The sequence below is a fragment of the Pseudomonas sp. HMSC063H08 genome (genome assembly GCF_001813645.1).
GTDB lineage: Bacteria > Pseudomonadota > Gammaproteobacteria > Pseudomonadales > Pseudomonadaceae > Pseudomonas > Pseudomonas aeruginosa.
In genome coordinates, this window is record NZ_KV813540.1 from 385962 (window position 1) to 404561 (window position 18600).

Below are 18600 nucleotides of genomic sequence, written 5' to 3' on the forward strand. Positions count from 1 at the left end.
CAAGCGCGGCGAAAGACGGGTTAAGCGGCGCGAAGAAATTTTCCCGTGCGGCTCAGGCCGGCTGTTCCAGGCGCTCCAGGGCACCGCGCAGGTTGGCGCGGGCGGCGGCCTCCCAGCGTTGCCGCAGCGGTTCGCAGTGGTACAGCGCCGGTTGCTCCAGCAACTGGCGCAGCAACTTGCCGCGCCCGGCGCGGAACAGCGGTTCCGGCACCCAGGCGTATTCGGCGCGGACGTCCGCCTCGTAGCGTGCGTAGACCGGCGCCGGCGCGGCCAGGATGGCGAGGTCGAGATCCACCACCAGGGCTGCGTCGGCGTCTCCCGGCGGTGCCTGGTGACAGGTGGCCATGATCAGTTCGCGCAGGGCCGGCCGCAGCGCCGCCAGCCCGGCCTGGTCGAGCCAGCGCTCGGTGCTGGCGGCGCTGGCGGCCTCGTTGTCCTGGCGCTGGGTGTCGTAGACCAGGTCGTGGGTCCACAACGCCAGCTCCACCAGGTCCGGCCGCCGCGCCAGTTGGCGCCAGCGGTCGAAGTGCTCCAGGCAGGCGAGGATGTGGCGATCGCTGTGGTAGTGCCGGTCGGCCCCGCCATAGGCCGCCAGCAGCGCGTCGAAGGCATCCGCCGGCGGGTTGCCGCCGAGTCGCTGCCAGAGGGCGTCCCAGCGCTGCCGGTCAAGACTTCCCATGGCTGCCTTCCTCGCGAGGGAACAACGGGTTGCCGCAGCGGCAGCAGAATGCCGCCTGCACTTCGTGGGTCGCCTTGCGGCACACCGGGCAATCCCGCTGCAACAGGTTGGCCGGGTCCTGGCGCATCGCGGTGGCGAGTTCGGCGGTGAAGATCCCGGTGGGCACCGCGATGATCGAGTAGCCGGTGAGCATCACCAGGCTGGCGATGGCCTGGCCGAGCGGGGTCTTCGGGGTGATGTCGCCGAAGCCGACCGTGGTGAGGGTGACGATCGCCCAGTAGATGCCGCGGGGGATGCTGGTGAAACCGTGCTCCGGGCCTTCGACCACGTACATCAGCGCGCCGAACACGGTGACCAGGGTCATCACGGTGAGGAAGAACACGATGATCTTCTGCTTGCTGCCGCGCAGGGCGGTGAGCAGGAAATTGGCCTGGCTCAGGTACTGGCGCAGCTTGAGCACGCGGAAGATCCGCAGCATGCGTATCACCCGGACGATCAGCAGGTACTGGGCGTCGGGGTAGAGCAGGGCGAGGAAGCCGGGGAGGATCGCCAGCAGGTCGACCAGGCCGTAGAAGCTGAAGGCATAGCGCAGCGGCTTGGGCGAGCAGTACAGGCGCAGCAGGTATTCCACCAGGAAGATGCCGGTGAAGCCCCATTCGATGTAGGCCAGCAGGTCGCCGTAGTCTTGGTGGATCTCGTCGATGCTGTCGATCATCACTACCAGCAGGCTGGCCAGGATCACCAGCAGCAGCGCGCTGTCGAAGCGCCGGCCGTCGCGGGTGTCGGTCTGGAAGATGACGATGTAGAGGCGTTCGCGCCAGCTGTCGGGTGCGCTCATCGTGGCTCCTGATGATGGATGCGGCACCTTACCAGACTAGCCCGCCGGCGCCAGCGTTCCCCGCTCAGGAGCGCCGCCGGCCGAGGCGCGCGCCGAGGCTGCCGGCCAGGCGCAGGTAAAGGCGCTCGCCGCCAATGCAGAGCAGGCAGGCGAGGATGAACGGTGCGGTCAGCGCCGGCAGGCCGAGCAGGCCGAACAGCGGTTGCAGCGCCACCGCCAGGCCCATGCCGAGCAGTGGCGGCCAGGCGCTGCGGTAGCGCAAGGCCAGGGCCAGCCCGGCAAGGGCGGCGTTCAGGCCGTAGAGCCCGGCGAGCGCGCTCGCCCAGTCGTAGCCCAGCAGCCAGGCCAGCGGCAGGCTGGCCGCGGCGCCGGCGAGGGCCCAGGCGGCCGAGGGACGCGAGACCAGCAGCAGGCCGAGCCAGACCAGCAGCCCTGCCAGCGGTTCACTGAGGAAGATGATCTCGCCGATCCCCAGCGTTAGCGCCGCCAGCTCCGCCGTGCCGCTCCAGGCGCAGCTGAAGCAGCCGCCATGGGCCGCCGGGGCCAGGCCTAGCCAGGCGCCGAGGGGCACCAGCCACCAGCCGTTGAGGACGAAGCCAAGGGTATAGGGCGGTAGCCAGCGGCGTCGGCGCAGCCCATGCAGGAACAGGCGCTGCAACGCCACGCTGGCCAGGCAGCCGAGCGCTACCAGCGACACCAGTCCCGGCGACCAGGCGAAGCGGAATGCCAGCAGCATGCCGATCAGCACGGCGTTGTAACCGTACAGCCCGGCCTCGATGTCGCTGTCGGCGCAGTGCAACAGGCGCGCCAGCAACGGGCCGAGGGCGCCGCCAAGGAGGGCGCCGGCGATCAGCGGCGGCGCGCCGACGGCGATCGCCAGCAGGCAGGCCAGGCCCAGGCGTGGGTCGCCCTGGAGGAACACCTGGCTGATGCCGCGCAGGAGGATTCGGGATGCATTGAGGAGAGATTGCAGGGGCATGGCGGTCAGTGCGGCAAGGGCCGCTCGGCAGGCACGGAGATGCCAGGCCTGCGCGAGGGGCGGGGGTGGTCATTGTAGGGTCTGGCGCGGAGGCGACGCACCCCGGACGAGAAGGCCAGGCGAGGGTCATGCATGCAGGGCGTTCCAAGAAGAAAAAAAGACCTCCGGCAGGAGTTGAACCGGAGGCCTTGAATGTCCATGGCCTGCATGGGAGTGCGCGAGGGAGGCCATGGTCCGACAAGAAGGTCTTTCCCGGATGGATGGAGACGCGGCCCCGTATTTCCGGCCCCATCCATCCGAGAGAGACAAGGGTGGCCCGACCCGCATGCCCGGGGGACGGCGCGAGCCGGACCGAACTCGTTGCTTCAGAGATCTCCCAGCGGCGGCGCCACGGTCTCGATGCGCAGCATGTTGGTCGAGCCGGGGCGACCGAACGGCACGCCGGCGGTGACCACCACGGTGTCGCCGCGGCGCGCCATGCGCTGGGCCAGGGCGATGTCGAGGGCGGTCGAGCAGATCTCGTCGACGTGCGCCAGTTGCTCGTTGACCACCGAGTACACGCCCCAGGCCACGGTCAGTCGCCGCGCGGTACGCAGGTTCGGGGTCAGGCTGAGGATCGGCGCCTTGGGCCGCTCGCGGGCGGCGCGCAGGGTCGAGTTGCCCGACTCGGTGTAGTTCACCAGCACCGCCACCGGGAGGATCCGGCTGACCCGGCGGATCGCGCAGCTGATCGCATCGGAGACGGTAGCGTCGGGCTGCGGACGGTTGACCTCGAGCTGGACGTGGTAGTCCGGCTCGGCCTCCACCTGGCGGACGATCTTCGCCATCATCTCTACCGCCTCGCGAGGGTATTGTCCGGAAGCGGTTTCCGCCGAGAGCATCACCGCGTCGGCGCCGGCGCCCACCGCGGTGGCTACGTCGGTCACCTCGGCGCGGGTCGGGGCGGGGGAGAAGCGCATCGACTCGAGCATCTGGGTGGCCACCACCACCGGCTTGCCGAGCTGGCGGCAGACCTGGACGATGCGTTTCTGGATGCCCGGCACGCTCTCCGCCGGCACCTCTACGCCGAGGTCGCCGCGCGCCACCATGATCGCGTCGGCGCGCTCGGCGATCGCCTCGATGGCGCTCACCGCGCTGGGCTTCTCGATCTTGGCCATGAGGAAGGCCTTGTCGCCGATCAGCCCACGGGCCTCGTCGATGTCCTCCGGGCGTTGCACGAAGGACAGCGCCACCCAGTCGACCCCCAGTTCCAGGCCGAAGGCCAGGTCGCGGCGGTCCTTGTCGGTCAGCGGGCTGAGTTGCAGCACCGCTTCCGGCACGTTGACGCCCTTGCGATCGGACAGCTCGCCACCCACCGCCACGCGGGTCTCGATGGCGTCGCTGTGGCAGTTGACCACTTCCAGGCGGATCTTGCCGTCGTCCAGTAGCAGGCTCATGCCCGGTTCCAGGGCATGGATGATCTCCGGATGCGGCAGGTTGACCCGCCGCTCGTCGCCGGGGGCGTCGCTGAGGTCGAGGGTGAAGGTCTGCCCACGCTGCAATTGCACGGCACCGGCGGCGAAGCGGCCGACCCGCAGCTTCGGACCCTGCAGGTCCATGAGCACGCCGATCGGGTAGTTCAGCTCCGCTTCCACCTCGCGCACCCAGGCGAAGCGCTGCGCGTGATCGGCGTAGTCGCCGTGGCTGAAGTTCAGGCGGAACAGGTTGGCGCCGGCCTCCACCAGGGCACGGATATCGTCGCGGCTGCGGGTGGCCGGGCCGAGGGTGGCGAGGATCTTGGCTTTCTTGTCGGCTGTCATGTCAGGACTCGAGGATGAGAATGGCGCGGAAGTCGTTCACGTTGGTGCGGGTCGGTCCGGTCACCAGCAGGTCGCCGAGGGTCTGGAAATAGCCGTAGCCGTTGTTGTCGTCGAGCTCGTCGCGGATCTTCAGCCCGGCCTTTTCGCCGCGCGCATGGGAGCAGGGCGTCATCAGCGCGCCGGCGTTGTCTTCCGAGCCGTCGATGCCGTCGGTGTCGCCGGCCAGGGCCCAGATGTTCGGTTCGCCCTTTAGCTCGGCGGTGAGGCTGAGGAGGAACTCGGCGTTGCGTCCGCCGCGACCGTTGCCGCGCACGGTGACGGTGGTCTCGCCGCCGGAGAGGATCACGCAGGGCGCCGCCAGCGGCTGGCCGTGCTTGCGGATCTGCCGGGCGATGCCGGCGTGGACCTTGGCGACTTCCCGCGCTTCGCCCTCCAGGTCGCCGAGGATCAGCGTCGAGAAGCCGGCCGCGCGGCACTTCACCGCTGCTGCGTCGAGGGCGTTCTGTGGCGTGGCGATCAACTGGAAGTGGCTGCGCGCCAGGCACGGGTCGTCGGGCTTGACGGTTTCCGAACGCGGGTCGGCGAGCCAGTCGAGGACGTTCTGCGGCACGTCGATGGCGTAGCGCCTGAGGATCGCCAGGGCGTCGGCGGAGGTGGTCGGGTCGCCGACGCTGGGGCCGGAGGCGATCACCGTGGCCTCGTCGCCGGGAACGTCGGAAATCGCGTAGGTGTAGACGCTGGCCGGCCAGCAGGCCTTGGCCAGGCGACCGCCCTTGATCGCCGAGAGGTGCTTGCGCACGCAGTTCATCTCGCCGATGGCGGCGCCGGACTTGAGCAGCGCCTTGTTCACCGCCTGCTTGTCCGCCAGGTCGATGCCTTCGGCAGGCAGCGAAAGCAGTGCGGAACCGCCGCCGGAGAGAAGGAAGATCACCCGGTCGCTCTCGTTCAGGCCGCTGATCAGTTCCAGCACACGACGGGCGACGCGCTCGCCGGCGTCGTCGGGCACCGGATGGGAGGCTTCCACCACCTCGATGCGACTGCATTGCGCGCCGTAGCGGTAAGGCGCCACTACCAGGCCCTGGATCTCGCCCTGCCAGTGCTTCTCCACCACTTCGGCCATGGCTCCGGCGGCCTTGCCGGCACCGATGACGATGGCGCGCCCGCTGCGATCTTCCGGCAGGTGGTCGGCCAGCACCTGGTAGGGATGGCCGGCTGCCACCGCGGTATTGAACAGCTCGGTGAGAAAGGCGCGTGGATCGGTACTCATGACAGGCTCCGAATTTCTTGTTGTCGTGCCGCCGGTCGGGCCGGCGGTCGCAGCGTCGTCGACGCTTCCATTCCGCAGCACCCGCGCCGGCGGGAACTGGGGAATGGAAGCGAGGCGCCCGGACGCAGAGGCCGTGAATCTCCCGGCCGGGCGTTCGCTTCCTTTACCCCGCCTTGTGGGCGGGGAAGGAAGAGGGCGGCGGCGAACACCGGAGTTCGCCGACCGTTCCTCTCCCCGAGCCCTTCGAAAAGGGGTTCGTCGCTCCGCGCGGGGTGACGGCCCGCGCGGACTGCGGATCACTCGTCGCGGATCGAGAAGTTGGCCATGTGCTCCAGGCCCTTGATCAGCGCCGAGTGGTCCCAGTTACTGCCGCCGATGGCCGCGCAGGTGCTGAACACCTGCTGGGCGTTGGCGGTGTTGGGCAGGTTCAGGTTCAGCTCGCGGGCGCCGGCCAGGGCCAGGTTGAGGTCCTTCTGGTGCAGGCTGATGCGGAAGCCCGGGTCGAAGGTGCCCTTGACCATGCGTTCGCCGTGCACCTCGAGGATCCGCGAGGAGGCGAAGCCACCCATCAGCGCCTCGCGCACCTTGGCCGGATCGGCGCCGTTGCGGGCGGCGAACAGCAGGGCCTCGGCGACCGCCTGGATGTTCAGCGCGACGATGATCTGGTTGGCCACCTTGGCGGTCTGGCCGTCGCCGTTGCCGCCGACGCGGGTGATGTTCTTGCCCATCGCCTGGAACAGCGGCAAGGCGCGTTCGAAGGTGTTCGGGCAGCCGCCGACCATGATGCTCAGGGTCGCCGCCTTGGCGCCGACCTCGCCGCCGGAGACCGGGGCGTCCAGGTACTGCGCGCCGGTAGCCTTGATCTTCTCGGCGAAGCCCTTGGTGGCGGTGGGGGAGATCGAACTCATGTCGATCACCACCTTGTTCGGGCCGACGCCCTCGGCGATACCGTCCTTGCGGAACAGCACATCCTCGACCTGCGGGGTGTCCGGCACCATGACGATGATGAACTCGGCTTCCTGGGCCACTTCCTTCGGGTTGGCCAGGGCAATGGCGCCGGCCTCCAGCAGGTCGGCCGGAGCGGCGTCGTGGTGGGTGGAAAGGAACAGGCTGTGGCCGGCCTTCTGCAGGTTCTGCGCCATGGGCTTGCCCATGATTCCGGTGCCGATGAATCCGATCTTGGCCATGAGAGTGTCTCCTGGTTCTGTCTGTCGAGTGGCTCCGCGCAGGGAAGCGGGAGCGTCTTGTTCGTGGGTGCGGATCAGACGACGTTGTGCGTCTTCATCCAGCCGAGGCCGGCTTCGGTGGTGGTGGCCGGCTTGTACTCGCAGCCGATCCAGCCCTGGTAGCCGATGCGGTCCAGGTGCTCGAAGAGGAAGCGGTAGTTGATCTCGCCGGTGCCCGGTTCGTGGCGGCCGGGGTTGTCGGCGAGTTGCACGTGGTTGATCGCCGCCAACTGGTTTTCCAGGGTGCGGGCCAGGTCGCCTTCCATGATCTGCATGTGATAGATGTCGTATTGCAGGAACAGGTTGGCGCTGCCGACCTTGTCGCGGATCTCCAGGGCCTGGCGGGTGTTCTGCAGGTAGAAGCCGGGGATGTCGAGGGTGTTGATCATCTCCATGACCAGGCGGATGCCTGCGGCTTCCAGCTTGTCGGCGGCGTAGCGCAGGTTGTCGACGAAGGTCTTCTCGACGCTGGCGCAGTCGTGCCCCTGCGGCCGGATCCCGGCGAGGCAGTTCACCTGGCGGTTGCCCAGCACCCTGGCGTAGGCGATGGCCTTGTCGACCCCCTCGTGGAACTCCTGGACCCGATCCGGGTGGCAGGCGATGCCGCGCTCGCCCTTGGCCCAGTCGCCGGCCGGCAGGTTGAACAGCACCTGCTCCAGGCCGTTGGCTTCCAGGCGGGCCTTGATCGCCTCGGCCTCGACGTCATAGGGGAAGAGGTACTCGACGCCGGCGAAGCCGGCCTTGGCGGCGGCGTCGAAGCGTTCGAGGAAATCCACCTCGGTGAACAGCATGGACAGGTTGGCGCAGAAACGGGGCATGTCTTGCTCCTATCGTTCGGTCAAACGTTCGGGAGGCCTTTCGCCGGGGGCGGGGTGCCGCACGCACCGTCCGCGCCTCCGGGAAAGGCCGGCGATCAGTCGAGCAGCGAGATGGCGGTCGGCGCGTCGGCGCCTTTCTCGGCCAGTTCCTCGAACTCGTTGATGGCGTTGATCTCGGTACCCATGGAGATGTTGGTGACGCGCTCCAGGATCACCTCGACCACCACCGGCACCTGGTGCTGCTGCATCAGTTCGCGGGCCTTGGCCAGGGCGGCGCCGATCTCGTTCGGGTCGAACACCCGGATCGCCTTGCAGCCCAGGCCCTCGACCACCGCGACGTGGTCGACGCCGTAGCCTTCCAGCTCGGGGGCGTTGATGTTGTCGAAGGCCAGCTGCACGCAATAGTCCATGTCGAAGCCGCGCTGCGCCTGGCGGATCAGGCCCAGGTAGGAGTTGTTCACCAGTACGTGGATATAGGGCAGCTTGAACTGCGCGCCGACCGCCAGTTCCTCGATCATGAACTGGAAGTCGTAGTCGCCGGAGAGCGCCACCACCTGGCGGCTCGGGTCGGCCTTGACCACCCCCAGCGCGGCGGGAATGGTCCAGCCCAGCGGGCCGGCCTGGCCGCAGTTGATCCAGTGGCGCGGTTGGTAGACGTGGAGGAACTGTGCGCCGGCGATCTGCGACAGGCCGATGGTGCTGACGTAGCAGGCATCCTTGCCGAAGAACTCGTTCATCTCTTCGTAGACGCGCTGCGGTTTCACCGGCACGTTGTCGAAGTGGGTCTTGCGCTGCAGCGTGCGTTTGCGCTGCTGGCAGCTTTCCAGCCAGGCGGCGCGCGACTTCAGCTTGCCGGCGGCCTTCCACTCGCGGGCCACTTCGAGGAATGCGTCGAGGGCGGCGCCGGCGTCGGAGACGATGCCCAGGTCGGGCATGAACACCCGGCCGATCTGGGTCGGTTCGATGTCGACATGGATGAAGCGGCGACCTTCGGTATAGACCTCGACGCTGCCGGTGTGGCGGTTGGCCCAGCGGTTGCCGATGCCGAGCACCAGGTCGGATTCCAGCAGGGTGGCGTTGCCGTAGCGGTGCGAGGTCTGCAGGCCGACCATGCCGGCCATCTGCGGGTGGTCGTCGGGGATTACGCCCCAGCCCATCAGGGTCGGGATCACCGGGATGCCGGTCAGCTCGGCGAATTCGCGGAAGCGCTCGGCGGCGTCGGCGTTGAAGATGCCGCCGCCGGCCACCAGCAGCGGGCGCTCGGCTTCGTCGAGCATGGCCAGGACCTTCTCGGCCTGGACCCGGGTGGCCTTCGGCTTGCTCACCGGGAGGGGCTCGTAGGCGTCGATGTCGAACTCGATCTCGGCCATCTGTACGTCGAACGGCAGGTCGATCAGTACCGGGCCGGGCCGGTCGCTGCGCATCAGCTGGAAGGCCTTCTGGAATACGTAGGGGACCTGGGCCGGTTCCAGCACGGTGGTCGCCCACTTGGCCACCGGCGCGGCGATGCTGGAGATGTCGACCGCCTGGAAGTCTTCCTTGTGCAGGCGCGCGCGCGGTGCCTGGCCGGTAATGCAGAGAATCGGGATGGAGTCGGCGGAGGCGGAGTAGAGGCCGGTGATCATGTCGGTGCCGGCAGGGCCGGAGGTGCCGATGCAGACGCCGATGTTGCCGGCCTTGGTACGGGTGTAGCCCTCGGCCATGTGCGAGGCGCCTTCGACGTGACGGGCCAGGACATGGTCGATGCCGCCGATCTTCTTCAGCGCGGCGTACATGGGGTTGATCGCGGCACCGGGGACGCCGAACGCGGTATCCACGCCTTCGCGGCGCATCACCAGTACGGCGGCTTCGATTGCTCTCATTCTGGCCATCGTTTTGTTCCTCGTTCTTATACTAATTGTGTACAAAAGTTGGAACGATTCTAGGCAGAGGGGGAGCGCAAGGTCAAGATGGGTTGTATACGCTGGAAAAAGCCACTGAAATCAATTTTTCCTTAATAAAAACAATGAATTAACATTTTTGTTAGCAGGCTTATAAAACCAGCGTTTGAAAAAATGTATACAAAATTATGTTCACATTGTTCTGGAATGTTGCTTTCGTAGGGCCGGTCGGCTACTAGATTGGGTACAAATTTTCGAACGCGCCCGCATCGCGGGTGGTTTCCCGATTTCTAGCCTTAACAACTCGAGAGGAACGACCATGACCACCATCAGTCTGGAAACCGCGCTGGGCATTACCCGCCAGGCGCTGGCGGTGGGGCGCGAGCTGTCCACCGCGCCCCTGACCATCGCGGTGCTCGATGCTGGCGGCCACCTGGTGGCGCTGCAGCGCGAGGACGGCGCCAGCATGCTGCGACCGCAGATCGCCATCGGCAAGGCCTGGGGCGCCGTGGCCCTGGGCAAGTCGTCGCGGCTGCTGGCGGCGGATGCACAGCAGCGGCCTTCGTTCATTTCCGCGGTGAACACCCTGGCCCATGGCAATCTGGTTCCGGCGCCGGGCGGGGTGTTGATTCGCAACGACAAGGCAGAGGTGGTCGGCGCGGTCGGTATCAGCGGCGATACCTCGGATATCGACGAGCAATGCGCGATCCAGGGCGTGCTGGCGGTCGGGCTGGTACCCGACGCCGGTTGAGCTTGCGGCCCGTTCACCAGGACCGGGCCTTCGCTCCCTTCTTCAGATGGCGTACGCCGCCATCCACCAGGATTTCCGTGCCATACCTGCAGCGGGGCTCGTTCGAGGTCAGGAATAGCGCGGCACTGGCGATCTCCAGCGGCTCCCCCAGGCGTCCCGGCCAATCTTCTCCCTCAGCGCCTGGGCGGCCTCGAGATCGGTAGCGGCCTTGTCCAGCGCTGGCGTCCGGGTCGGCCCCGGGCTCAGGGCGTTGACCCGGATACCGTGCTCGAGCAACTCCGCCGATAACGTCCAGGCGAGGTGTATGCGGAGCTGCCGCCGCGGGTCGAATACCGCGTCACGCCGCTCGGTGCGAAGCCGGCGCTGGGGCGGGGGCGGCACGCGATTGAGCGTGCCGCGGCGGGTCAGAGCGGCAGCGGCCGAAGCCGGCCGGCGCTCTTGCCGGATTGCCCGTCGGGCGTGCAGCCTTTCAGGACCAGGCGGGTGATGGTTTCCACCGCAGCGTCGTAGTCGGCGTCGCTGAGCTGTTCCTTGCCGGTGACGATGGAAATCTGCCAATCGAAGTCGGCATAGGTCTGGGTCGCCGCCCAGATGGCGAAGAGCAGGTGATGCGGGTCCACCGGGGCGAGCTGGCCACGGTCGATCCAGGTCTGCAGGCAGGTGACGTTGCGCTGGGCCTGGGCGTTCAGTTCGTCGAGGTATTCCTTCGGCAGGTGCGGCGCGCCGTGCATGATCTCGCTGGCGAAGACCTTGGAGGCATGCGGCAGCTCGCGGGAGATGCGGATCTTCGAGCGGATGTAGGCGGGCAGGGCGAGCAGCGGGTCGTCTTCCACGCGGAACGGCGCCGACGCTTGCAGCAGCGGCTCGACGATGCTTTCCAGCACGCAGCGATAGAGGTTTTCCTTGGACTGGAAGTAGTAGTAGACGTTGGGCTTGGGCAGGCCGGCGCGGGCGGCGATGTCGCTGGTCTTGGTCGCCGCGAAGCCCTTGTCGGCGAATTCCTCGCTGGCGGCGCGGAGGATCAGGCGCTTGTTGCGCTCGCGGATGCTGGTCATCAGTCCTTGTTCTTCATTGCTGCAACGGCGGCAGGAAGCCGAGGATGGTAGCACCCGCCCGGAGCGCCCCTCAAGCAAGGTGCGAGCGAGGCGGAGGCCCGGGAAATCCTGACCCGCCGGTTCATTTGCCCTATACATTTCCCGGTATTTGGAGTATTCGTTAGGGGTATCGAGTCGCCCGCTCGCACTCACCCACCGAGCGCCGGGCGAGCCCCCCGGAACAGAACGAGTCACTATGTCCGATTCCCGCCTGGTCGATCCCTTCGGCCGTCGCATCACCTACCTGCGCCTGTCGGTGACGGATCGCTGCGACTTCCGCTGCACCTACTGCATGAGCGAAGACATGCAGTTCCTTCCCCGCGACCAGGTCCTCAGCCTGGAAGAACTGTACGCGGTGGCCGACGCCTTCATCGGCCTCGGCGTGCGGCGCATTCGTATCACCGGCGGCGAGCCGCTGGTGCGCAAGGGCATCACCGGCCTGCTGGCACGCCTGGGGCAGCGTGCGGAACTGGAAGACCTGGCGATCACCACCAACGGTTCGCAACTGCGCGAGCGCGCCGCCGAGCTGAAGGCCGCCGGCGTCCGCCGCCTCAACGTCAGCCTCGACTCGCTGCAGCGCGAACGCTTCGCCGCCTTCACCCGTAGCGATCGCCTGGAGCAGGTGCTGGACGGCATCCAGGCGGCGCGCGAAGCCGGTTTCGAGCGGATCAAGCTGAACTGCGTGGTACAGAAGGGCCGCAACGACGACGAGATCCTCGACCTGGTCGAGTACGCCCTGGCCAACCAGTTGGACATCAGTTTCATCGAGGAAATGCCGCTGGGCAGCATCACCAGCCACCGTCGCGAACTGACTCTCTGCACCAGCGACGAAGTCCGGGCGATCATCGAGCGCCGCTGGCCGCTGACCCCGAGCCTGGCGCGCAGCGGCGGGCCGTCGCGGTATTACCAGATCGGCGACGAGCCCAGCCGGATCGGCTTCATCTCACCTCACAGCAATAATTTCTGCGGCGACTGCAACCGCGTGCGCGTCACCGCCGAGGGCAAGCTGGTGCTCTGCCTCGGCCACGAGGGGGCGCTCGACCTGCGCGAACTGCTGCGCAGCCATCCCGGCGACCGCGAGCGCCTGAGCGCGGCACTGGTGGCGGCGCTGAACCTGAAGCCGGAGCGGCATCACTTCGACGCCCAGGAGCAGGTCCAGGTGCTGCGTTTCATGAGCATGACCGGCGGCTGACGGTATCCTCCTGGGGCGATGGCACCAACGGCGCCATCCGCCGCTTCCTCTCCCATGCCACCCGGGCGACCGTGTTCCGGCACGCACCGCTCGCTGCCCCGTCCCGGGAAAAGCGACGCGGCGCAACGCCGAAACGCGGCGAAGACGTCATGCTGCCTGCCGCGCCAGCAAAGGAAAGCCTCCCATGCACCGGGTCCTGTTCATCTGCAGCCGCAACCGCCTGCGTAGTCCCAGCGCCGAACGGCTGTTCGCCGACTGGCCGGGCGTCGAGACCGATTCCGCCGGGCTGGCGGCGGACGCCGAGACGCCCCTGGAGCGCGAGCAACTGGAGTGGGCGACGCTGGTCGTCGTCATGGAGCGCCGCCACCGGCAGGCTCTGCTGCGCCGGCACGCCGCGGCGATGAAAGGCAAGCGCCTGGTCTGCCTGGATATCCCGGACGACTACGCCTACATGCAGGCGGAATTGCTGCATCTGCTGGAGCGCAAGGCGGGGCCTTTCCTTCGGCGGGACTGAGTGGTGCGGACCGCGAGCGGAAAAAAAAGAAGCCGGACGAAGTCCGGCCCGAGGGAAGGGCGGACCGGGAGTGTCGCCGGTCCGCCAGGGAGTCAGGAGTGCTTGGGCGCCGGCGCGTGGCTGCCGCACAAGTGGCTGCGGTCGTTGCGGCTGAGGATGTTGAACAGCAGGTTCAGCACCACCGCCCAGATCGCGGTCATGGCGATGCCGCTATGGGTGATCGGCTCCATCCAGACCGGCAGGCGGGCGAAGAAGTCCGGGCGCACCACCGGCACCATGCCCATGCCGATGCTTACCGCCACCAGCAACTGGTTGCGGCGGTCGGTGATGTTGGCCTCGTGGAGGATCTGGATGCCGCTGGCGGCGACCATGCCGAACATGGCGATGCCGGCGCCGCCGAGTACCGCCGGCGGGATCGAGGCGACCAGGAAGGCGGCCTTGGGCAGCATGCTGAGGAGGATCAGGAAACCGGCGGCGGCCACCGTGACGTAGCGGCTGCGCACCCCGGTCATCTGCACCAGACCGATGTTCTGGGCGAACGAGGAATGGGTGAAGGTGTTCAGGAAACCGGCGAAGAACGAGGCGCCGGCGTCGCAGAGCAGGCCGCGGCGCAGTTCGGTCGGGGTGATCTCGCGGCCGGTGATCTTGCCCAGGGCGAGGAACATGCCGGTGGACTCGACGAAGATGATCACTACCACCAGGCACATCGACAGGATCGGCGCCAGGTCGAAGGTCGGCGCGCCGAAGTGCAGCGGGGTGACGATGTCGAACCAGGGGCGCTCGGCCAGACCGCCGAGGTCGACCATGCCCATGCCGCCGGCGATCGCGTAGCCCAGGCCCATGCCCATCAGCACCGAGATGTTGACCCAGAAACCGCGCATGAAGCGGTTGATCAGGAGGATGGTGCAGAGCACCAGGCTGGAGAGGAACAGGAAGTGCAGGGAGCCGAAGTCTTCCGCGCCTTTGCCGCCGCCGGCCCAGTTGATCGCCACCGGGAACAGGCACATGCCGATCGAGGTGATCACCGTGCCGGTCACCAGCGGTGGGAAGAAACGCACGATGCGCGACATGAAGGGGGCGATGAGCATGCCGAAGAAACCGGCGGCGATGGTCGCGCCGAAGATCCCGGTGATGCCCACGCCGGGCATCCCGGCCATCGCCACCATGCTGCCGACGGCGGCGAAGCTGGCGCCCATCATAACCGGCATGCGGATGCCCATCGGGCCGATGCCCAGCGACTGGACCAGGGTGGCGATGCCGGCGACCAGCAGGTCGGCGTTGATCAGGAAGGCGATTTCTTCGCGCGAGAGGCCGGCCGCCTGGCCGACGATCAGAGGCACGGCGACGGCGCCACCGTACATCAGCAACACATGCTGGAAGCCCACCAGCAGCAGCTGCGTCAGAGGCAGGCGCTGGTCTACGGGCGAGTCGGGGATGCGGCGATCAGTTACCACGGACATGCAACACCTCAGGCGTTTTTATTGTTGTCAGTCGCAGGCGGACACCGGAAAAGGCAGGTTCCGGCGGCCGGGTATTTCTGGCCGAACATCCACCCCAGGCTTCAGGGCGATGCGGTGGGGTGTTTTATATCCCCGTTGTGTGCTCGATTCAATCGATTTTTTGTATACAAAGTAATTTTTTGTAGTTGACCAATCGGTCTACTACAGGCTTTCCAGAGCTGCTTCCACTGTATCCATAGAACTGGCGCCGGCTACCCCCGGGACGCCCGGCGGTGTACGACATTGGTCGGATAGCCGACGTGCTCTAGCCGCTGGGAGTTTTCAGCGACCACTACCTCAGTGAGCGCAAGCCTGGTGCAGCAAGGCCTTGAACCCTGTCGCCCGGGATCAGCCATGGGGCTTTGCGGAACGCCTGCTTGCATTGGCGACTACAAGCAGCGACGTGCGCGAGAGCAACCGGCTATCTGAGCGCCAGTAGATCCTGGCGGCAATGGAGACGCTCAACGAGCAAAGAGAATGCCGCCAGCGCTTGCTGGAGTGCACAACGGCAGACTGGCCAACGTGCCAAGGCTCGGGGCAGGTCAGGCTGGGCAAGAAGCCGGCGGAGTTTTCCTGAGCGTTCTACAGGAGAGGCACGAAGGAGGTCGCCGAAGTCTTTCGGCATATCGAACGTCCCCCTTTTTCAGTTTTCGGCAGCGCCCAACGGGCCACTGGCAATCAGGCTGGCACCACAAGCTGTTTTCATCCCATGTAGCGCGACCGGGACCCCATTCACATCCAGCAGGGCGCTACCTTCGGTAATGGGGAAGGTTCCCTTGCACAAGGGGCAAACCACTTGGTGGCCTACACCGGCCATCGGCTTGCCGTTCAGGTCGGTCTGGCCGAACGCCTCAATCACCGTGCCTCCATGGCTGGTGGTGTCGCCAAGGCGAATGATGTCCATCGCGGGTTGCTCCTATAGGTCGTCCAGCCAGCTGTCTTTTGGCTTCAGGCTAGAGAGGAATTCCTCATAGACATAGTCATCACCGAGCGTTTGGCCGCCAGGCGTAGCGGGTTTCGGAGCAGGGGAAGGACCGGCATTTCCGCCACGCGGCGATGAAGACGTCGGGCGCACGCGGATCGAATCGACAATGGCGTCCCACAGTTCCAAAGCCTCTTTGTCCGATTTGAAGGCAGGGGGCGGTGGTTTACCGTTTTCATTGCTGCGTTCCAGTACCGCCAGTCCCGCAGTAAGATGGGGCTCGGTTAGCGATTCCTCCTTGCCTTGAACCTCCCACATGAAGGTATAGCCGCGCTGCCCCTTATCGCTTCCCGCAACCAGATATTCCTCTCCAGGAAGGCCCCCGACAGGATGCTTTCCTTTTCTTAACCTTTCCATGCCTGCAAACGTGGAGAGCATGTTTTGCACGAAGCCGTCGACTCGCTCAAGAAGGCTGTTTAGCTCAGCTCCCGTGGAGGAGCGGAATTCAAAGCGCGCGCCGGGGTGCTCAGGGAAAGTGACTCCCACTCCAAACCTCTCCACTTGAAAACTATCCCCTGCAATATAAGCGTGGTCGATGCAAAAGCCCGGCTCGCTGGGGATTTCTTTTGGCGCGCGAGAACGTAGATTTCGAGCTAAAGCCCTAGATATCTCCACAGCATGTTGCTCTCTGTCTACCGAAACTTTCCCTTTCCAACGATAGGCATGCCACGTAGGCTTAGATGTAACATAGGTATCCAATAAATAGGTTTTAGAGGCAACCTCTGAAGACCAAGACAATAAACCTACTGATTCATTGCCAAAGTCAATTTTACGAAGAAGCATGTTGCCTTTGGATTTATGTCTCTGAGTCCTCCACTCTTGTTCAAGACGATCAACCCTGGCTGCCAGTTCGGTAGGTTTATCATCTAAGTACTCAATTCTGTCTCCCCATAGGTAGTATCCGGCATTGATTACCGCGTCAGGTGGCAGATCAATCAGAAAGCGACCAAAGCAATGAGTAATCCATCCGGTCTTGTCCATGGAAGAGCTCCGAGAAGAAGAAAACGAAGTGCAACTGGTCATGCTGGTCAAGACCACCACTCCAAGTACAGCAAGCAACCGACGGGGATGCATCATGTCCCTCCTTTGTCATTAGGATGCCAATCCGCCAACTGGGTGATTTTGATCACACCATATAGCGCTGCCCATTGGGCACGAGCATCGTTGTAACTCTCCTGGTGCTCATAGCCCCGTTTGGTATTGGCCTGTCCCTTGCCCTTGCTGCCATGCCGAAAGCTGGCCTTGACGCCCGCCAGGGCAGGCGCCTGGCCGGAGTCGGTCGGTACCGTTTCGTCACCTCCGCTACCGGAAGCGTCCAGAGGATTTCCCGTCTCCAGCGGACCCTGCACTATGGTGGGCAAGCCCCGGCGGAACCAACTGTTGTAAGTGCCGTTCTCATCGTCGTTGAGTGTGGCACCAGGGGTCTCCAGAGGGGTAGGGTCACCCTTCCAGATCAGGTCGCGCCAACTATGGCGGCTATCGTCAGCTCCGTAATGGGCATAGGTCTCTGAGTGATATCCTGCTGCTGACAATTCACCATGAAAATTAGCAATGCTATCTATCAAGTCTTCAAAGTTATCACGGGGGCTAACTCTTAAACCTTCTTTTTTGTCTGACATGTCTAGATATTGTGAATTTTGCTCAGGCACCAATCCATACCACGTAGTGTTCTTGTATATCTCTTCATAAGGGTCCTGATTCTGCGGATAAGCCCGAGGCTTTCCATCGATATCCTTGAGCACCTGCCCCTGCGCGTCGCACAGAAATAGCCAAGGACGCCCTTCCCGGTATTCCGCGCTAGGGGCCAATTCCAGCGCGCCGGCCGAATTGGCGACAATGGCTGTCACTTCACCGGCATTTCGCCCCAGCACGACCTGTGCGATACCTTCATAGCCACAGCGCATATGATGGTAGATGGTCGAGGAACCCGTCGCAGGTTGTACGCCATGCACCACCCCCAATACGCGCTCATAGCCGTGCAACTGCGTCAGGGCGCGAGCCACCAGCCCTCCCATCGAATGGGTGACCAGAATGACCTTCATACGTCTCACCTGCTCGGGATCGAGACCGCACTCCTTTTGGTAGAAAGGCAACACGGTATTCTCGATATAGTCGCGTACATCCAGCGCCGACTGCCGGTTGGACTGTAGCCAGTTATAGCCGGCGCACCAGACATCGAACTGGTATCGGCTGGCCCTGAGCAATTCCTCTTCATCGATCGGCCCCACCTTTCCCTGCTCCTTACCCTGATCTCCAGGAGGAGAGAGGGCTTCGTCATTCCACCATGCCTGGAGTTCCCGCCGGCTGACGATGTTATCCAGTCGCCTCTCCATTAATCCCATGACCGGGTTATACGCACTGCGCATGACCTTGCCCCAGCCGCGCAGGTGGGCAGCTTCTTCGGACAAACCAGATTGACCGACATCGATCGTACCCTGGTCATCGACTTCTACTTGCTCAGCCTTCAGGAGCTCCTGACGGGCCTTTGGACCCCTCCAGGCCCAAGTCCACAACGCACCGATGGAGGCAAACAGGTCATCCATGGGCCACAGACCATTCGGCGGCCTCCAGACCTCGCTTTTATCTGCCTTGTTGCGCAGGTTGGTTCCCATGATCCCCGGAATGAAGATCACCGGCAGGGGAGCGGTCTGCCGAATCAGTGCCACCTTTTCGCTCTGGTTGTCGGTACGGGTCAACTGCGCCTTGTAGACAGGCCGTCCCAGACTGTCGCGAGAGCGAGGGATGATCACATCCTGATTCGGCTCGAGCGGTTCGCTGCTCATGTGTTGGACTCCGTGTCGCTGTTGTGACTGCCCTTGCCCAGGATGCGTATCTGCACCGGGTCCATGGCCAGGTGTTGTTGCTTGGGTAAACGGCCCTGGCTGTCGGTCATCAGTTTCACCACACCACCATCGCCTCGTATCACTTCAACGGCGATATTGGGTAACGGCTCCAGCGTGGCTTCGTCGCGCAGGACATACCGGTCATCGAACGGTGTCGAATCCCAGGCGTTGAAGCTGGTCGATGCATGAGCGGGACCGACATGACTGTGCTTCGCCGCCTTGACCACGAAGTTGCCGGG

Annotated in this window: 16 protein-coding genes and 1 pseudogene; 3 read left to right on the forward strand and 14 right to left on the reverse strand. The window is 65.0% G+C overall.

Annotated elements, in window-relative coordinates; all coding sequences use genetic code 11:
- Positions 1-52: 52 nt before the first annotated feature.
- From HMPREF2924_RS24250 to gcl, 8 genes are all read right to left on the reverse strand, one after another.
- A complete protein-coding gene (locus HMPREF2924_RS24250) occupies positions 53-679 on the reverse strand; it encodes an HD domain-containing protein (RefSeq protein WP_003083175.1) in 627 nt (208 codons plus the stop codon).
- Positions 666-1517: an ion transporter gene (locus HMPREF2924_RS24255; RefSeq protein ID WP_003083179.1), complete on the reverse strand. Its 852-nt coding sequence runs from the start codon at positions 1515-1517 to the stop codon at positions 666-668. Before HMPREF2924_RS24255 ends, HMPREF2924_RS24250 begins: the two co-directional genes overlap by 14 nt.
- A gap of 64 nt (positions 1518-1581) precedes the next feature.
- Complete coding sequence (locus HMPREF2924_RS24260; protein ID WP_003133154.1) at positions 1582-2496, reverse strand: urea transporter; 915 nt, start codon at positions 2494-2496, stop codon at positions 1582-1584.
- Between the two features lie 365 nt (positions 2497-2861).
- The gene (gene pyk, locus HMPREF2924_RS24265) at positions 2862-4295 is read right to left on the reverse strand and encodes a pyruvate kinase (RefSeq protein ID WP_003083183.1); all 1434 of its coding nucleotides are present in this window, start codon (positions 4293-4295) and stop codon (positions 2862-2864) included.
- 1 nt (position 4296) lies between these two features.
- On the reverse strand, positions 4297-5562 hold the full coding sequence (locus HMPREF2924_RS24270; protein ID WP_003133152.1) for a glycerate kinase type-2 family protein: 1266 nt from the start codon (positions 5560-5562) through the stop codon (positions 4297-4299).
- A 296-nt stretch (positions 5563-5858) separates the two neighbouring features.
- Positions 5859-6749: a 2-hydroxy-3-oxopropionate reductase gene (locus HMPREF2924_RS24275; protein ID WP_003087180.1), complete on the reverse strand. Its 891-nt coding sequence runs from the start codon at positions 6747-6749 to the stop codon at positions 5859-5861.
- A gap of 74 nt (positions 6750-6823) precedes the next feature.
- Entirely contained in the window at positions 6824-7606 is a 783-nt protein-coding gene (gene hyi, locus HMPREF2924_RS24280; RefSeq protein WP_003133149.1) for a hydroxypyruvate isomerase, read from the reverse strand.
- Between the two features lie 95 nt (positions 7607-7701).
- Positions 7702-9477 carry a glyoxylate carboligase gene (gene gcl / locus HMPREF2924_RS24285; protein ID WP_003087182.1) on the reverse strand — a complete coding sequence of 592 codons (1776 nt, stop codon included), beginning with the start codon at positions 9475-9477 and terminating at the stop codon, positions 7702-7704.
- A 328-nt stretch (positions 9478-9805) separates the two neighbouring features.
- On the opposite strand from gcl, the gene HMPREF2924_RS24290 reads away from it, so the two are divergent.
- On the forward strand, positions 9806-10237 hold the full coding sequence (locus HMPREF2924_RS24290; protein WP_003083199.1) for a GlcG/HbpS family heme-binding protein: 432 nt from the start codon (positions 9806-9808) through the stop codon (positions 10235-10237).
- A 404-nt stretch (positions 10238-10641) separates the two neighbouring features.
- Here HMPREF2924_RS24290 and HMPREF2924_RS24295 read toward each other — a convergent pair whose 3' ends face one another.
- A complete protein-coding gene (locus HMPREF2924_RS24295) occupies positions 10642-11292 on the reverse strand; it encodes a TetR/AcrR family transcriptional regulator (RefSeq protein ID WP_003087183.1) in 651 nt (216 codons plus the stop codon).
- Positions 11293-11527: 235 nt separating this feature from the next.
- On the opposite strand from HMPREF2924_RS24295, the gene moaA reads away from it, so the two are divergent.
- Entirely contained in the window at positions 11528-12523 is a 996-nt protein-coding gene (gene moaA / locus HMPREF2924_RS24300; RefSeq protein WP_003083204.1) for a GTP 3',8-cyclase MoaA, read from the forward strand.
- Between the two features lie 184 nt (positions 12524-12707).
- Complete coding sequence (locus tag HMPREF2924_RS24305) at positions 12708-13037, forward strand: low molecular weight protein tyrosine phosphatase family protein (RefSeq protein WP_003087185.1); 330 nt, start codon at positions 12708-12710, stop codon at positions 13035-13037.
- A gap of 92 nt (positions 13038-13129) precedes the next feature.
- On the opposite strand, the gene HMPREF2924_RS24310 is transcribed toward HMPREF2924_RS24305, so the two are convergent.
- The 5 genes and pseudogenes from HMPREF2924_RS24310 to HMPREF2924_RS24330 all read right to left on the reverse strand — a co-directional run.
- Positions 13130-14497, reverse strand: a complete 1368-nt coding sequence (locus HMPREF2924_RS24310) for a nucleobase:cation symporter-2 family protein (protein ID WP_003083208.1) — start codon at positions 14495-14497, stop codon at positions 13130-13132.
- A 682-nt stretch (positions 14498-15179) separates the two neighbouring features.
- Complete coding sequence (locus tag HMPREF2924_RS24315; RefSeq protein WP_003083211.1) at positions 15180-15440, reverse strand: PAAR domain-containing protein; 261 nt, start codon at positions 15438-15440, stop codon at positions 15180-15182.
- A gap of 12 nt (positions 15441-15452) precedes the next feature.
- Positions 15453-16595, reverse strand: a complete 1143-nt coding sequence (locus HMPREF2924_RS24320) for a T6SS immunity protein Tli4 family protein (protein WP_003133145.1) — start codon at positions 16593-16595, stop codon at positions 15453-15455.
- The gene (locus HMPREF2924_RS24325) at positions 16592-18301 is read right to left on the reverse strand and encodes an esterase/lipase family protein (RefSeq protein WP_003133143.1); all 1710 of its coding nucleotides are present in this window, start codon (positions 18299-18301) and stop codon (positions 16592-16594) included. The genes HMPREF2924_RS24320 and HMPREF2924_RS24325 overlap by 4 nt, the downstream gene beginning before the upstream one ends.
- Positions 18298-18600, reverse strand: a pseudogene (locus tag HMPREF2924_RS24330) (hypothetical protein); the annotation flags it as partial. The pseudogene HMPREF2924_RS24330 and the gene HMPREF2924_RS24325, both read right to left, overlap by 4 nt.

Bases quoted from the DNA above. Each gene is read 5' to 3' on its own strand.
- HMPREF2924_RS24325 (WP_003133143.1), bottom strand. From the start codon at position 18,301: ATGAGCAGCGAACCGCTCGAGCCGAATCAGGATGTGATCATCCCTCGC.
- pyk (WP_003083183.1), bottom strand. From the start codon at position 4,295: ATGACAGCCGACAAGAAAGCCAAGATCCTCGCCACCCTCGGCCCGGCC.
- gcl (WP_003087182.1), bottom strand. From the start codon at position 9,477: ATGGCCAGAATGAGAGCAATCGAAGCCGCCGTACTGGTGATGCGCCGC.
- HMPREF2924_RS24320 (WP_003133145.1), bottom strand. From the start codon at position 16,595: ATGATGCATCCCCGTCGGTTGCTTGCTGTACTTGGAGTGGTGGTCTTG.
- HMPREF2924_RS24305 (WP_003087185.1), top strand. From the start codon at position 12,708: ATGCACCGGGTCCTGTTCATCTGCAGCCGCAACCGCCTGCGTAGTCCC.
- HMPREF2924_RS24275 (WP_003087180.1), bottom strand. From the start codon at position 6,749: ATGGCCAAGATCGGATTCATCGGCACCGGAATCATGGGCAAGCCCATG.
- HMPREF2924_RS24255 (WP_003083179.1), bottom strand. From the start codon at position 1,517: ATGAGCGCACCCGACAGCTGGCGCGAACGCCTCTACATCGTCATCTTC.
- HMPREF2924_RS24290 (WP_003083199.1), top strand. From the start codon at position 9,806: ATGACCACCATCAGTCTGGAAACCGCGCTGGGCATTACCCGCCAGGCG.
- HMPREF2924_RS24270 (WP_003133152.1), bottom strand. From the start codon at position 5,562: ATGAGTACCGATCCACGCGCCTTTCTCACCGAGCTGTTCAATACCGCG.
- moaA (WP_003083204.1), top strand. From the start codon at position 11,528: ATGTCCGATTCCCGCCTGGTCGATCCCTTCGGCCGTCGCATCACCTAC.
- HMPREF2924_RS24315 (WP_003083211.1), bottom strand. From the start codon at position 15,440: ATGGACATCATTCGCCTTGGCGACACCACCAGCCATGGAGGCACGGTG.
- hyi (WP_003133149.1), bottom strand. From the start codon at position 7,606: ATGCCCCGTTTCTGCGCCAACCTGTCCATGCTGTTCACCGAGGTGGAT.
- HMPREF2924_RS24310 (WP_003083208.1), bottom strand. From the start codon at position 14,497: ATGTCCGTGGTAACTGATCGCCGCATCCCCGACTCGCCCGTAGACCAG.
- HMPREF2924_RS24250 (WP_003083175.1), bottom strand. From the start codon at position 679: ATGGGAAGTCTTGACCGGCAGCGCTGGGACGCCCTCTGGCAGCGACTC.
- HMPREF2924_RS24295 (WP_003087183.1), bottom strand. From the start codon at position 11,292: ATGACCAGCATCCGCGAGCGCAACAAGCGCCTGATCCTCCGCGCCGCC.
- HMPREF2924_RS24260 (WP_003133154.1), bottom strand. From the start codon at position 2,496: ATGCCCCTGCAATCTCTCCTCAATGCATCCCGAATCCTCCTGCGCGGC.